The organism is Herbidospora sp. RD11066 (assembly GCF_054661255.1).
Map to the genome: position 1 here is coordinate 658,071 of NZ_BAAGDO010000001.1, position 14,509 is coordinate 672,579.

Here is a 14,509-nt window from a genome sequence, read left to right on the forward strand (position 1 = left end):
TTATTGGCCAGAAACCTCGCCTTCAAGCTGACCTGAGCTTTCCTGGCCCGCCGCGGCCGGGTCCTCCTCCTCGGTGTTCTCCTGGCCCGTGTTCTCCTCCATGGTGGGCTCCTCCGTGGGCGTGGCCTGGTCTTCCTCGGGTTCCCCGCTTGGGGGGCTCGCCTCCTCGCTCGACCGCCCGGACGGGCTCGCTTTTGGGGAGGGTGCCTGTGACCTCTCCTGTGGCCGTTCCTGCTGGGGTTCGCTCTGCTGAACCGCCGGTTCGTCGTCGACCACCGCTTTGGACGAGGGCTTCGGGGTCGCGGCCTTCTTCTTCGCCGGGACCTGGGCGGGGATCGTCTCGGCGGGGGTGACCGGGGGGTCGCTCGCCGTCACGTAGGCGATGGTGCCCGCGCTGAGGCCGACGGCCAGGACGGCCGAGACCACGGCGGTGAAGGGCCAGCTCCTGCGCGGTTTCGGCAGCTCCTCGGTGGGCGGCGGAACGGGGATGAAGGGGGCGGTCGGCTCCGAGACGGTGCCGTTGACGATGTTGTGGAGGTGGCGTTCGGCCTCCACGGCCGTCATCCGGGTGGCCGGGTCCTTCTCCAGCAGGCCGTGCAGGACGGGGGTCAGCGGGCCGGCGCGGTAGAGCTGGCCGAAGGGTTCGTACATGACCGCCGCCAGCGAGGCCATCGCGTGGCCCCGATGGAAGGGCGAGCGGCCCTCGGCGGCCAGGAACAGGGTCACGCCCAGCGACCACATGTCGGAGGCCCGGACCGCACGGCCCCCCGCCGCGCGCTCGGGGCTGATGAAGGCAGGGGTGCCGACCAGGGCGCCGGTGCGGGTGACCGGGGAGTCGTCCTCCATGGCGGCGATGCCGAAGTCGGTCAGGACCGCCCGGCCGTCGGGGGTGATCAGCACGTTGTCGGGTTTCACGTCACGGTGCAGGACGCCCGCCTGGTGGGCCGCCTTCAGGGCGCTCAGCATCTGGAGGCCGATGGTCGCCACCTTGTGGGGGCGCATCGGGCCGTCGTCCCGGATGAGGGCGCCCAGGGTGGTGGACGGGACGTACTGCATGACGATCCACGGGTGGCCGCGTTCCTCGAACACGTCGTACACGGCGGCGACCGCGGGGTGGCTGACCCGGCCGGCGGCGCGGGCCTCGCGGAGGGTGCGGATCGTGAAGATCTCACGCTCGGCTCCCGAGAGGTCGGCGTTGAGTTCCTTCACGGCGACTTCGCGTTCCAGGGTTTCGTCCAGGGCACGCCACACGGTGCCCATCCCACCCCGGCCGAGCGGTTCGATCAGGCGATAACGGCCGGCGACGATGCGGTCGGATGTCTGAGACTCGGGCATGTCGCCCGGCTACCCCGGCGAACGAATCACATGCCCGTTATTCGCAGCAGTCCGGTAACCATCGCCGCGACGACCAGAACCACGAGGAACGGGGCGCGCAGCAGCAGCGCGACGACGGCGGCGGCCAGACCCGCCGTTCGGGGGACGTCGAAGCCCTGGCCGAACGACTGCACGGCGATCAGCGCGGCCAGCAGCGCGACCGGGACGATCGTGGCGAACCGCTTCACCGCCGGGTGGTCCAGCACCCGGCGCGGCGCGGCCAGGCCCGCGTATTTGAGCAGGTAGCAGCCCACGCACGTGGCGATGACGGCCCACCACAGGTTCACCTGACCAGCACCACCAGGGCGCCCGCCGCCGCGAGCAGGACCGGGATCCCGGCGGGCAGGAACGGGGTGGCGGCCAGCGCGATCGCCGCCCCGGCCACGGCCACCTTCCGGTCGTCTGCCGACTCCTTCAGGCGCGGCCAGAGCAGGGCCAGAAAGGTGGCCGGGCCGACGGCGTCGAGGCCGAACATCGCCGGGTCGGCGACCTGGGAGGCGCCGACGGCGGCCAGGAGGGTCGTCAGGTTCCAGGTGACGTAGAGGCTCGCGAAGGTGGTGTAGAAGCCCGCTCGGGCCTCGGCGGGGTGGGCGAAGGCGACGGCGGAGGTCTCGTCGATGACGCCGTGGGCGGTGAAGGCGCGCAGGCGGGTGGGGAGGAGGGCGGCGAGGCGCAGTCCGTACAGGCCATTGCGGGCTCCCAGCAGGAGCGCGCCGGCGACGCCGGGGACGAGGGCCCCGCCACCGGCGACGACCCCCGCGAGCGCGAACTGCGACGCGCCGGTGAACGCGAACAGGCTCAGCGCGCACGCCTGCGCCACCGACAGCCCGGCCGTCACCGCCGCCGCGCCGAACGCGAGCCCGGAGACCCCCACCGCGAGCCCGACGCCGAGACCGGCGCGGACCGCGTCGTGCCTGGCGGACATCAGGTCGGTCGGAAGGTTCGGGCGAAGGTCCGGAACCAGGGGGCGCCCTTGTCCCAGATGTTGGCGGGGACCTGCCAGTAGATCGCGTAGCACTGGTTGTCGATCCGGAACGCCCGGTCGTAGACCTGCTGGACGCCCTCCAGCGTGGTGAAGGTGAACTCCCAGTCGGCGCCGGGGGCGTCGAAGCCGCCGACCGTGAGCCGGGTGCGCTTCATCTCGATGCGCTGGTAGTCGGGCAGGAAGCCCTTCGAGGTCGAGGTCTGCTCGACCACCTCGAGCGCGCGGAGCGGATCTTCGACCTCCCACGGGGTGAGGTCGATCTGGAGGTAGCCGGGCATGCCGGGGCCCTTGAAGTAGACCCGCTGGCCCTCCCGCTGGTAGGGCTCCCAGCCGGGCGGCAGCGCGACGGCGAACCGGAGCCGGGTGTCGCGGTATTCGGTCCAGCCCTCGGGGAGGACCGGGGTCTCGGTGACCACGGGGGTGGGCCGCGGGCTCGGCGCCGCCGAGGGGGTCGGCGTGGGGGTGGGGTAGTCGGTGACGGGCTCGGTGACCGGCGGCGGGTCCGCGGCGATGGGGCCCGGGTCGGTGGTGCCGCTGAGGTTCGTGTACGCGAAGAAGCCGCCGATGCCCAGCAGCGCGACCAGCAGGGTGACCAGGGTGATGATCAGCGCCCGGTCGCGGTTCCGCTCCGACGGGACGACCGTGGCCTGCCCCGGCAGCTGCCACCCGGGCTGCTGCCCGTAACCGGCCTGGACCGGGGGAGCGCCGTAGGGGCCGGCCGGGGTGAAGGCGGCCTGCTCGGTGGAGGAGCCGTTCGTGTACACCGGAGTGTTCACCGGGGTGCTCACCGGCAGGTTCACCGGTGTGTTCACCGGGGTCGGGGTCGGCCGGTTCACCGGCGGGTTCCACTTGCTGGCGGCCGCCTGGTGCAGCAGGTCCATGGCCTGTTCGGCCGTCATGCGGTAGACCGGGTCCTTGCACATCAGGCCTTCGAGCACCGGCGCCAGCGGACCCGCCCGGTGGGCGACCGGGATCTCCTCGTGGAGGACCGCGGCCATGCTCGCGATCGGGGTGCCCCGGTCGTAGGGGGAGCGCCCCTCGACCGCGGCCCACAGTGTCGCGCCCAGCGACCACAGGTCGGACTCGGGGGTCGCGGGGTGCCCGGCCAGGCGTTCGGGGGGCAGGAACGCGGGGGTGCCGGTGACCGAGCCCGTCAGCGTCATCGAGGCGTCGCCGGTCATCGAGGCGATGCCGAAGTCGGTGAGGACCACCCGGTTGTCCGGGCTGAGCAGCACGTTCTCGGGCTTCACGTCGCGGTGCAGCACCCCGGCCGCATGGGCCGTCATCAGGGCGTCGAGGACCTGGGCGCCGATGGTCGCCACCCTGTCGGGCACGATCGGGCCGTGGTCGCGCAGGGCGTCACCCAGGCTCGTGGACCGCACGAGCTGCATCACGATCCACGGACGGCCGTCCTCCTCGATGACGTCGTGGACGACGATCACGTTCGGGTGGGACAGCCGCCCCGCCGCACGGGCCTCGCGGATCGTGCGGCGGTTGAAGTCGGCGCGGTCCTCATCGCTCAGGGCGGTGTAGTGGATCTCCTTGACCGCGACGGGGCGGTCGAGGAGCTCGTCGTGGGCACGCCAGACGACGCCCATCCCGCCCCGGCCTATTCGCTCCAGGAGCTGGTACCTGCCCGCCAGGCGGCGCGTCGCTTCCACATCCTCCCCCTTCGAACCGTTTGGCATCGTCCCACAACAGGGGCTACTTGTCGGGTTCGAAGGACTTCGCGAAGTTGTCGAAGTAGTGCCGGTACTTGTCCCAGTCCTTGTCGCGGGTCTTCCACAGGATGGCGTAGCCGTGCTTGTCGTCGACGACGAATCCGCGGTTCAGGATGTGACCGGTGAAACCTCCGGGCTCGAACGTCCACTCCCAGTCGGCCGCGTTGCGGAAGTAGTCGACCTTCTTCATGCTGATCCGCTTGTACGCCGAGAAGCTGTAGCGGGCGGAATTGGCCTCCTGGTACTTCCAGTCGGCGAGCGCGTCCTTGCCCGGCGTGCTGGTGTGCCCGATCTGCAGGTAGGCGCCGTCGAGCGGGCCCTCGAACCAGACGTTGCCGGAGTCGGAGCGGACCTGCTTCCAGCCGGGCGGCAGGGCGAGCGCGAAGCCCGCCCCGTTCTTGTGCATCTTCCAGCCCTTGGGGAGCGCGTCCTCGTCCTCCTCCTCGTCGTCGTCCTTGGAGGGCGACTCGGAGGGCTTCGGCGACGGGTCCTTCTCCTCGTCGTCCGACGGGCTCGCGGACGGCTTGTCCGACTCGTCGGCGGCGGCCTCGTCGGACGGGTCGCCCGACGGGTCGGCGTTGGCGGAGGTCGCGGGGGGCTTGACCGTCGCGGCGGTGCCGGAGGTGTCGGAGGCCTGTTCCATGCCGAGCCACAACGCGACGCCGCCCACGACCAGGATCGCCGGGATGGCGATGAGCGCGGCCTTGAGCAGGCCGTTCCTGCGTTCGGGGATGTCGACGGTGTGCCAGGTCTGCCGGCTCGGCTCGGGGAGCGGCACCGACGCCTGCTCGCCGTAGCGGGTGTGGCCGGGCTCGTCGTCGAAGAACGGCGAAGAGCCGACCGGCTCGGCCTGGAACGCGGCCGGGCGGGCCGGAGCGGGCTCGCTCGGCCGGGGGGCCTCGGTGGGACGGCCCGCACCCGGGCGCACCCCGGCGCCGCCGTAAGGGGCGCTCGGCGGGCGGCGGGTGGGCGGCTTCGGCGGGCTCTTGGGCGCGGGCGCCGACGCCTTGCGGGCCTCGGCGCCGTCTTCCTTCGCCGACTCGCGCACCGGTTCCGGCTTGGGCTCGGGCTCTGGTTTCTTCTCGGGCTTGGGCTCGGCGGGGGTGGCCTGGCGGGGGACCTCCGGTGCGGGCGCGCTTTCGGGCGCGTCGGCGGCGAGACCGGCCGCCGCCGCGGCGGGCTTGGCCGGCTTCTGGGCGGCGGCCTTCGGCTCGGGCTTCGGCTCGGGCTTCTTCGGCTCGGGCTTCGGTTCGGGTTTCGCCTGCTCCGCCGGTCGCTGGGCCGGGATCGCGTCGCCGGTCTGCGGTCCGGGAGCCTCGGAGGACTCGGCCGCACCGGACTTCTTGGGGTGCTTGGTCGGCGTGGTCGGCAGGTTCGGGTCGGTGTCGTCGAAGGCCTCCTGCGGGACCACCGGCGGCTTGGGCACCCCGTTGGCCACCCGGCCCGAGCGCTGCGGGGAGGGCGGCGACGGCCAGCCCGAGGCGTCGACCTGGCGGGGCGGGACCTGGTCGGCCGCCGCGCGGCGCAGCAGCCGGGCCGTCTCGTCGTAGCCGGGACGGGTCGCCGGATCCTTCTCCAGGAGGCGTTCGAGCACGTTGCGCATCGCCCCGGCGTTCTTGGGCGGGTCGGGCGGCTCGGTCAGCACGGCGTGCATGGTCGCCATCGCCATGCCCTTGTCGTGGGGCGGGCGGCCCTCGACGGCGGCGTAGAGCGTCGCGCCCAGCGACCACAGGTCGGACTCCCGCTGTGCCGGACCGCCGCGCAGCCGTTCGGGCGCGATGAAGGCGGGGGTTCCCACCAGGCCGGTGCGGGTCATCGTCGAGTCGGTCTCGACCCGCGCGATGCCGAAGTCGGTCAGCACGACCCGGCCGTCGTCGGCCAGCAGCACGTTCTCGGGCTTCACGTCCCGGTGTAACACTCCCTGCGCGTGGGCGGCCCTCAGCGCGTCGAGGATCTGCAGCCCGATCTCCGTCGCCCGCTTGGGCGTCAGCGGACCGTCCTGCCGGATCACCTGGCCCAGCGACCGCGATTCGACGAGCTGCATGATGATCCATGGCCGCCCGTCTTCTTCGATCACGTCGTGGACGACCACCACATTGGGATGCGTCAGCCGCCCGGCGGCACGGGCCTCGCGCATGGTCCGCCGGTTCAGCTCGGGGAGCTCGTCGCCCATCGCGCTGTCGTATCGGACCTCCTTCACCGCCACGGCGCGGTCGAGCAGCTCGTCATGGGCCCGCCACACGATGCCCATGCCGCCCCGGCCGATGGGTTCTATCAAGTGGTACCGGCCCCCGACGAGTCGGCCTTCCGCGTTCGTCATCCCCACCCCTTCCAGAACCCATGAATCGTCCCATGGATGGCAAAGGGATCAAACGCGAGCAGTACTGCCCTGGTAATCTCACGACATGTCCGTACGGATCGCGGATCTGACCATCGGAGAAGGGCGGCCGGTCGCGGTCCTCGGGGGTCCGCTGCTTGTAGAGCTTTCGCCCTCGGTCGAACTCGACGTCATCGCCGGCCCGGCCGTCGCGGTCGTCGTCGATGACATGACGCTCGTGAGGGCCGCCGCCCGCCTGGCCCTGCCCGTGATTCTGCGCAGGCCGCGTGAGGCGTCCCTGATGGAGTGGCTGACCGCCGCCGACCGCTGTGAGGCCGAGGGGAACCGGGCCGTGGTGCTCTGCGAGGCGGTGCCCGACCTGGCGCTCATCAGGGTCGCGCGGGCCGAGTCGGGGCGGCCGGTGATCGTCCACCTGGGGAAAGAGTCCGTGCTCGCCGGGCCCGCCGTCGCGGCGGGCGCCGACGGGCTGCTGCTCGACGCCGACGCGCCCCCCGAGGTCGTCGACGCCGCCGTGGAGGACGCCCGGCTCATCGGGGCCGTGGTGCGCCCGGAGGCGCCGGAGGACCTGCCTCAGGCCCGTGCGGCCATCGACAGGGCCGACGCGGCCCTGGCCGTGCTGCTGGAGCGCAGGGCCGAACTGGCCGGGACGATCCAGCGGCTCAAGCCGGTCGGCGGGTTCGCCGGGCGCGACCCCGAGCGGGAGCGCAAGGTGGTCGCCGCGATGGCGCAGCGGGCGCCGCGCCTGGGCGAACCGGGGCTGCGGCCGATCATGGCGGCCGTCATTGAGGCGGGACTACACGCTGCTGAACGTGACCGGCCGGCACGCGCTTCGCGCTGACCAGCCGCCAGCCGCCCCAGATCCCGCCCGCCAGGATCGGGATCAGGTAGAACGCCAGCCGCTGGTCTTCGTCGGCGAAGGGCATCAGGAGCACCACGAGGGCCAGGAAGCCCAGGCCGATCCAGTTCGTCCACGGTGAGCCGGGCATCCGGAACGCCGGTTTCGGCAGCTCGCCGCGCATCCAGGCCTGGCGCAGCTTGATCTGGCAGTAGAGCAGGGTGCCCCACGTGGTGACCGTCCCGAGCGAGGAGATCGCCACGGCGATCGAAAAGGCCCTTTCGGGAATGTACGAATAGACCGCCACCCCCACGACGTACACGGCGGCCGTCATGAGGATCCCGCCGATCGGCACGTGCCGTGAGCTCAGGTTCCGGGTGAACCGGGGCGCCTCCCCGCGCTGGCCCATCGACCGCAGGATCCGCCCGGTCGAATAGAGCCCCGAGTTGCACGACGACAGCGCCGCCGTGATCACGATCAGGTTCATCACGTCACCCGCCCACGGCGCCCCGAGCTGGGTGAACACCGTGACGAACGGCGACTCCCCGGCGCTGTACGACGTCCACGGCAGCACCATCCCGAGCAGCAGCACCGACCCGACGTAGAAGATCGCGATGCGCCAGATGACGCTGTTGACGGCCTTCGGCAGCACCTCGTGCGGGTTCTTGGTCTCCCCGGCCGCGATGCCGACGAGCTCGATGGCGGCGTACGCGAACACCACCGCCTGCAGGCTCATGAACACCGGCCCGAACCCCGTCGGGAAGAACCCGCCGTGGTCCACCAGGTTCGCCGGCGAGGCGCCCTCGACTGAGAAGATCACCAGGTAGAGCCCGACGATCAGGAACGTCACGATCGCGAGCACCTTGAGCAGCGCGAACCAGAACTCCATCTCGCCGAACGCCTTCACCGACGCCAGGTTCACGATCAGCACGACCCCCAGCGCGATCAGTGCGGTGAGCCAGCGCGGGAAGTCGGGCGCCCACAGGTGCACGTAGATCGCGATGGCGGTCAGCTCGGCGACGCCCGTGGCGGCCCAGTTGACCCAGTACATCCACCCGCTGGCGAACCCCGCCCAGGGGCCGACGAACTCGCTGGCGTACGAGACGAACGACCCCGACGTCGGCCGGTAGCTGACCAGCTCACCGAGCGCCCGCATCACCAGGAACGCGGCGACTCCGGCGATCGCGTACGAGATCACCAGGGCCGGTCCGGCGGCGGCGAAGCGGCCCCCCGAGCCCAGGAACAGCCCGACGCCGATGGCGCCGCCGATCGCGATCATCTGGACCTGGCGTTTGCCGAGGGCGTGTGAATACCCCTCGTCAAGGTTGGCCTTCTCCACCTTTTCCCCCCGGAAAGATCTCTTCGGCGACCGTAGTCCGGCGAGGTGGTGATCAGGCGTAGGCTCTACATCCGTCGGTCGGAAGATGGGGGTCCCATGGGCGATTCGTTTGTGCATCTGCACGTCCACACCGAATATTCGATGCTCGACGGTGCGGCCCGGTTGAAGCAGATGTTCAAACTGGTGGGCGAGCAGGAGATGCCCGCCATCGCCATCACCGACCACGGCAACATGCACGGCGCCTTCGAGTTCTACCGGCAGGCCACCGGCGCCGGGGTGAAGCCGATCATCGGCATCGAGGCCTACATCGCGCCCGACGCCCGCTTCAACAAGAAGCCGGTCCTGTGGGGCGAGCCCCACCAGAAGAGCGACGACGTCTCGGCGGGTGGTTTCTACACTCACATGACGATCTGGGCGAAGAACCGCACCGGCCTGCACAACCTGATGAAGCTCTCCTCGCGCGCCTACACCGAGGGTTTCCACCGCAAGTGGGCCCGCATGGACGCCGAGATCCTCGCCGAACACTCCGAGGGCCTGATGGCCACCACCGGCTGCCCGTCGGGCGAGGTCCAGACCCGCCTGCGGCTCGGGCAGTACGACGAGGCGGTCAAGGCGGCGGCGAAGTTCCAGGATCTCTTCGGCAAGGAGAACTACTTCCTGGAGATCATGGACCACGGCCTCGACATCGAGCGCCGCGTCCGCGACGGCCTGACCCGCATCTCCAAAGAGCTGAACATCCCGCCGGTCGTCACCAACGACTCCCACTACACCTACGAGTCCGACGCCCAGTCACACGACGCGCTCCTGTGCATCCAGACCGGCAAGCAGCTCTCCGACCCGGGCCGGTTCCGGTTCGACGGCAGCGGCTACTACATCAAGACCGCCGACGAGATGCGCGCCGTCGACTCCTCCGACCTGTGGCAGGAAGGGTGCAGGAACACCCTGCTGGTCGCCGAGAAGGTCGACCCCACCGGGTTCTTCCAGCACAAGAACCTGATGCCGACCTTCCCCATCCCCGAGGGGATGACCGAGGAGGAGTTCTTCCGCCAGGAGGTCTGGAAGGGCATGCACCGCCGCTTCCCCAACGGCGTCGACGAAGAGCACCGCGCCTGGGTGGAAAACGAGCTGCGGGTCATCGTCCAGATGGGCTTCCCGAGCTACTTCCTCGTGGTCGCCGACTTCATCATGTGGGCCAAGACCAACGGCATCCGCGTCGGCCCCGGCCGTGGTTCGGCGGCGGGCTCGCTGGTCGCCTACTCGCTGGGCATCACTGACCTCGACCCGATCCCGTTCGGCCTCTACTTCGAGCGGTTCCTCAACCCCGAGCGCGTCTCCATGCCCGACGTCGACATCGACTTCGACGAGCGTCGGCGCGCCGACGTGATCAGGTACGTGACGGAGAAGTGGGGCTCCGACAAGGTCGCCATGATCGCCACCTTCGGCACGATCAAGGCGAAAGCGGCCGTGAAGGACGCCGGTCGCGTCCTGGGCTACCCCTACGCGCTCGGCGACAAGGTCTCCAAGGCGTTCCCGCCCGCCGTGATGGGCAAGGACATCCCGCTCTCCGGCATCTTCGACAACGATCACCCGCGCTACAACGAGGCCGGTGAGCTGCGCAAACTCTACGAAGAAGACGTCGACGTCAAGTCGACCATCGACCTGGGGCGTGGTCTCGAGGGCCTGATCCGGCAGACGGGCGTCCACGCCGCGGGCGTGATCATGTCGTCCGAGGTGATCACCGACTACATCCCGATCATGCGCCGCGACTCCGACGGCGCGATCATCACGCAGTTCGACTATCCGACCTGCGAGACGCTCGGCCTGCTGAAGATGGACTTCCTCGGCCTGCGCAACCTGACGATCATCGACGACTGCCTCAAGATGGTCGAGCTCAACACCGGCAACAACATCGAGCTGCTCGACCTGCCGCTCGACGACCCCAAGACCTACGAGCTGCTGGCCCGGGGCGACACCTTGGGCATCTTCCAGCTCGACGGCGGCGGCATGCGCACCCTCCTGCGGCTGATGCGCCCTGACAACTTCGAGGACATCTCCGCCGCCCTCGCGCTCTACCGTCCCGGCCCGATGGGCGCCAACTCCCACACCAACTACGCGCTGCGCAAGAACAAGCAGCAGGAGATGATCCCGATCCACCCGGAGCTCGAAGAGCCCCTGGCGGAGATCCTCTCCACGACCTACGGCCTGATCGTCTACCAGGAGCAGGTCATGGCCATCGCCCAGAAGGTGGCCGGCTACTCGCTCGGCGGCGCCGACCTGCTGCGGCGCGCGATGGGCAAGAAGAAGAAGTCGGAACTCGACAAGCAGTACGAGTTCTTCGAGAAGGGCATGCAGGACAACGGATATTCCAAAGAGGCCATCAAGGCCCTGTGGGACATCCTGCTCCCGTTCTCCGACTACGCCTTCAACAAGGCCCACACCGCCGGATACGGCCTGGTCTCCTACTGGACGGCCTACCTCAAGGCCAACTACCGCGCCGAATACATGGCCGCCCTGCTGACGAGCGTGAAGGACGACAAGGACAAGTCGGCCCTCTACCTCAACGAGTGCCGCCACATGGGCATCAAGGTCCTGCCGCCCGACGTCAGCGACTCCGACTTCGACTTCACCCCGCGCGGCGCCGACATCCGATTTGGTTTGTCAGCAATTCGCAACGTGGGCGGCAACGTCGTCGACGGCATCATCGCCGCCCGCAAGGAGAAGGGCCGCTTCACCGACTTCAAGGACTTCCTGCGGAAGGTCCCGGCCCAGGTCTGCAACAAGCGGGTCATCGAGTCGCTGATCAAGGCGGGCGCGTACGACTCGATGGGCCATGTCCGCAAGGGCCTGGTGATGGTCCACGAACAGGCCGTCGACGCCATCATCGACATCAAGAAGAACGAGGCCATCGGCCAGGACTCCCTCTTCGGGGCGGTCGACGGCGGCGAAGACCAGACCTTCGACGTGAACATCCCCGAAGGCGAGTGGGACAAGAACACCGTCCTGCAGTTCGAGCGCGAGATGCTCGGCCTGTACGTCTCCGACCACCCGCTCCTCGGCGTCGAGCACATCCTGTCGAGCGGCGCCGACTGCTCGATCAGCGCCCTGCAAGACGAATCGCGTCCCGACGGCCAGATGGTCACAGTGGGCGGCATCCTCAGCGGCGTGCAGCGCAAGGTCACCAAGAAGGGCGACACCTGGGTGCTCACCCAGCTCGAAGACCTCGGCGGCTCGATCGAGGTGATGATCTTCCCCTCGGCCTACCAGCTCTGCGCCACGATCCTGGCCGAAGACGCCATCGTCTTCGTCAAGGGCCGCATCGACAAGCGGGAAGACGTCGCCAAGATCATCGCGATGGAGGTCACCCAGCCCGACCTGACGGTCGAGTCGGGCGGCCCGCTGGTCGTCAGCCTGCCGATGGCCCGGGTCACCCCGCCGGTCGTCGGCCGCCTCAAAGAGGTCCTGAACACCCACCCCGGCACGACCGAGGTGCACCTCCAGGTCCACAACGGCCCGCGCACGACGGTGATGCGCCTCGACGACCGCCTGCGCGTGACCCCGAGCCCGGCCCTGATGGGCGACCTCAAACAGCTCCTCGGGCCTGCCTGCCTGGGAGCGTAGCGTTACGCTGTGTTAGGTTGACGCTGGATTCCCCCTGTCCAACGAGCTGGGGGGAACGGCATGGCGCGGGTCACGACTGCCGGCGGGCTGGCGGTGTGCGGGGCACTCGGCGGAGTCCTGGCGGCGGCACTGGTCGCGCCGATCGTCGCCGGAGGCGGGGTCGCGAGCAACACCGCGGCCGGGATGGTCACCAAACTCCCGCCTCCGCCACGCGAAGACCCGCTCCCCGAGGTGACCCGGCTCGTCGACAAGGACGGCCGCCAGTTCGCCCAGTTCTACTCGCAGAACCGGCAGTCGGTCCGCATCGACGAGGTCTCCCAGCCGATGCGCGAGGCGATCGTCGCCATCGAGGACGCCCGTTTCTACGAACACGCGGGCCTCGACGTGCGCGGCACGATCCGGGCGCTGATCGCCAACACCCAGGCGGGCGGCATCCGGCAGGGCGGCTCGTCGCTGACCCAGCAGCTCGTGAAGAACATCCTGGTCAACCGGGCCGAGTCGGACAAGGAACGCGACTCGGCGCAGGTGCGGAGCATGCGCCGCAAGTTCACCGAGATGCGCTACGCGCTGGCCCTGGAGGAGAAGTACTCCAAAGACCAGATCCTGGAGCGCTACCTCAACATCGCCTACTTCGGCGGCGGCGCGTTCGGCATCCAGGCCGCCGCCCGCCGCTTCTTCGGCGTGTCGGCCAAGGACCTGACGCTGGGCCAGGCCGCCGCGCTGGCCGGGGCCGTCCGCACCCCGTATTCGACCGACCCCGCGCGCGGCGAGGAGCAGCGCGAGAAGCTCCAGCAGCGCCGCGACCTGGTGCTCGACCGCATGGCCCAGCTGGGCAAGATCACCCCTGCCGAGGCCGCCGCCGCCAAGTCGCAGGGTCTCGGCCTGAACATGCGCTCGGAGCCCGGCGGCTGCGGCGAATCGGCCTATCCCTACTTCTGCGTGTACGTCCAGCACGAGATCCTCGCCAACCCCGCCTTCGGTCATTCGCGGGCCGACCGCGAGCGGCGCCTCCAGCGGGGCGGCCTCACCCTGAAGACCACGCTGGACGCCACCGCCCAGGAGGCGGCCGACAAGGCCATCCAGCAGCGGGTCGCGGCCGAGGACACCGAGGTGGCCGCCGAGGCGATGGTCGAACCCGGCACCGGCCGGATCAGGGCGCTGGCGGCCAGCAAGCGCTACGGCAGCAACCCCGGCGGCAAGGTCACCGGCCCCAACACGACCTTCAACCTCCCCGCCGACACCGCCCACGGGGGCGGCATGGGCTTCCAGGCCGGATCGACGTTCAAGATCTTCACGTTGGCGACCGCGCTGGCCAAGGGCTGGCGGTTCGGGCAGGGGTTCAACACGCCCGGCGTGTTCGTCCCGTCGTCGGGCTTCACCGACTGCTCGGGGAAGGCCGTCAACGACCCCAACGCGAAGATCTACAACTCGTCGGGGGAAGGGTCGGGCGGGCCGTACAGCCTCGAATTGGGGACGTGGAAGTCGGTCAACATCTTCTTCATGATGCTGGAGAAGGAGGTGGGCCTCTGCGAGGTCGTCAGGACCGCCAAGGCCCTCGGCATCAAGCGGGCCGACGGTGGGAAGCTGTCGGAGGTCCCGACCTTCACGCTGGGCGTCAACGAGATGGACCCGCTGACGGTCGCGTCGGCGGTGGCGACCTTCGGGGCGCGCGGCAAGTACTGCAAGCCGGTGGCCATCACCGAGATCGTCGAACGTGACGGCCGGAGGGTGGAGATCCCGCCGAGCTGCTCGGCGACGATCGACCCCGAGGTCGCCGACGCGGTCAACGAGGTCCTGTCGGGCGTCTTCACGCAGGGGACGATGAAGGGCCAGTCGATCGGCCGCCCGGCCGCCGGGAAGACGGGCACCAACAACAACTACACGTCGGCGTGGTTCGCGGGATACACCCCGAACCTGGCGGCGGCGGTGAGCGTGGGGGACATCCGGGGGTCGTACAAGTACCCCCTGAACGGTGTTCGCATCGGCGATCAGACCTACGGCTCGGTCCAGGGCGCCTCGCTCCCGGGCCCGATCTGGGTCGACTCGATGCAGAGCGCCCTGCGCGACACCCCGGCCGACGACTTCACTCCGCCCGACATGAGCCGTTTCGGCGGCGGTGTGACCCCGGGCCTCCGCGAGGCCGGGGAGCGTCGCGGCCGCCGTGGCGACGTCGAGTACGAGTACTGGTACGAGGACGAGAACGGCAACCTCTACCCGGAGGACGACTACTACCGGGGCGACCCGCGCCGAGAGGGCGAGGGGCGCCGCCGCCGCGACTGATCGCCGCTAGCCTTCGGTC

General features: G+C 70.0%; 9 protein-coding genes. 3 read left to right on the forward strand and 6 right to left on the reverse strand.

The annotated features are described in order from the left end of the window. Genes ACYQ78_RS03035 through ACYQ78_RS03055 form a run of 5 tightly spaced genes read right to left on the reverse strand, consistent with a single transcriptional unit; the run spans position 1 to position 6,400 of the window. Entirely contained in the window at positions 1-1,335 is a 1,335-nt protein-coding gene (locus ACYQ78_RS03035; RefSeq protein WP_459799096.1) for a serine/threonine-protein kinase, read from the reverse strand. Positions 1,336-1,361: 26 nt separating this feature from the next. Continuing rightward, the gene (locus ACYQ78_RS03040; RefSeq protein ID WP_459799097.1) at positions 1,362-1,661 is read right to left on the reverse strand and encodes an AzlD domain-containing protein; all 300 of its coding nucleotides are present in this window, start codon (positions 1,659-1,661) and stop codon (positions 1,362-1,364) included. Further along, complete coding sequence (locus ACYQ78_RS03045) at positions 1,658-2,299, reverse strand: AzlC family ABC transporter permease (protein WP_459799098.1); 642 nt, start codon at positions 2,297-2,299, stop codon at positions 1,658-1,660. The genes ACYQ78_RS03040 and ACYQ78_RS03045 overlap by 4 nt, the downstream gene beginning before the upstream one ends. Further along, positions 2,299-4,020: a serine/threonine-protein kinase gene (locus ACYQ78_RS03050; protein ID WP_459799099.1), complete on the reverse strand. Its 1,722-nt coding sequence runs from the start codon at positions 4,018-4,020 to the stop codon at positions 2,299-2,301. Before ACYQ78_RS03050 ends, ACYQ78_RS03045 begins: the two co-directional genes overlap by 1 nt. 43 nt (positions 4,021-4,063) lie before the next feature. Further along, the gene (locus tag ACYQ78_RS03055) at positions 4,064-6,400 is read right to left on the reverse strand and encodes a serine/threonine-protein kinase (protein WP_459799100.1); all 2,337 of its coding nucleotides are present in this window, start codon (positions 6,398-6,400) and stop codon (positions 4,064-4,066) included. A gap of 85 nt (positions 6,401-6,485) precedes the next feature. Here ACYQ78_RS03055 and ACYQ78_RS03060 point away from each other — a divergent pair, with 85 nt between their 5' ends. Then, on the forward strand, positions 6,486-7,256 hold the full coding sequence (locus ACYQ78_RS03060; RefSeq protein WP_459799101.1) for a chorismate mutase: 771 nt from the start codon (positions 6,486-6,488) through the stop codon (positions 7,254-7,256). On the opposite strand, the gene ACYQ78_RS03065 is transcribed toward ACYQ78_RS03060, so the two are convergent. After that, a complete protein-coding gene (locus ACYQ78_RS03065) occupies positions 7,198-8,592 on the reverse strand; it encodes an amino acid permease (RefSeq protein WP_459799102.1) in 1,395 nt (464 codons plus the stop codon). The genes ACYQ78_RS03060 and ACYQ78_RS03065 overlap by 59 nt on opposite strands. A gap of 96 nt (positions 8,593-8,688) precedes the next feature. Between ACYQ78_RS03065 and dnaE the strand changes: the two genes are divergently transcribed. Next, a complete protein-coding gene (gene dnaE, locus ACYQ78_RS03070) occupies positions 8,689-12,210 on the forward strand; it encodes a DNA polymerase III subunit alpha (protein WP_459799103.1) in 3,522 nt (1,173 codons plus the stop codon). Positions 12,211-12,270: 60 nt separating this feature from the next. Continuing rightward, positions 12,271-14,490 (forward strand): transglycosylase domain-containing protein, encoded by a 2,220-nt coding sequence (locus ACYQ78_RS03075; RefSeq protein ID WP_459799104.1) that lies wholly within the window; start codon positions 12,271-12,273, stop codon positions 14,488-14,490. The last annotated feature ends 19 nt before the right edge of the window (positions 14,491-14,509 follow it).

Excerpts from the sequence above, each read along its gene's own strand:
- ACYQ78_RS03035 (WP_459799096.1), bottom strand. The coding sequence starts at position 1,335 with ATGCCCGAGTCTCAGACATCCGACCGCATCGTCGCCGGCCGTTATCGC.
- ACYQ78_RS03045 (WP_459799098.1), bottom strand. The coding sequence starts at position 2,299 with ATGTCCGCCAGGCACGACGCGGTCCGCGCCGGTCTCGGCGTCGGGCTC.
- ACYQ78_RS03055 (WP_459799100.1), bottom strand. The coding sequence starts at position 6,400 with ATGACGAACGCGGAAGGCCGACTCGTCGGGGGCCGGTACCACTTGATA.
- ACYQ78_RS03060 (WP_459799101.1), top strand. The coding sequence starts at position 6,486 with ATGTCCGTACGGATCGCGGATCTGACCATCGGAGAAGGGCGGCCGGTC.
- dnaE (WP_459799103.1), top strand. The coding sequence starts at position 8,689 with ATGGGCGATTCGTTTGTGCATCTGCACGTCCACACCGAATATTCGATG.
- ACYQ78_RS03075 (WP_459799104.1), top strand. The coding sequence starts at position 12,271 with ATGGCGCGGGTCACGACTGCCGGCGGGCTGGCGGTGTGCGGGGCACTC.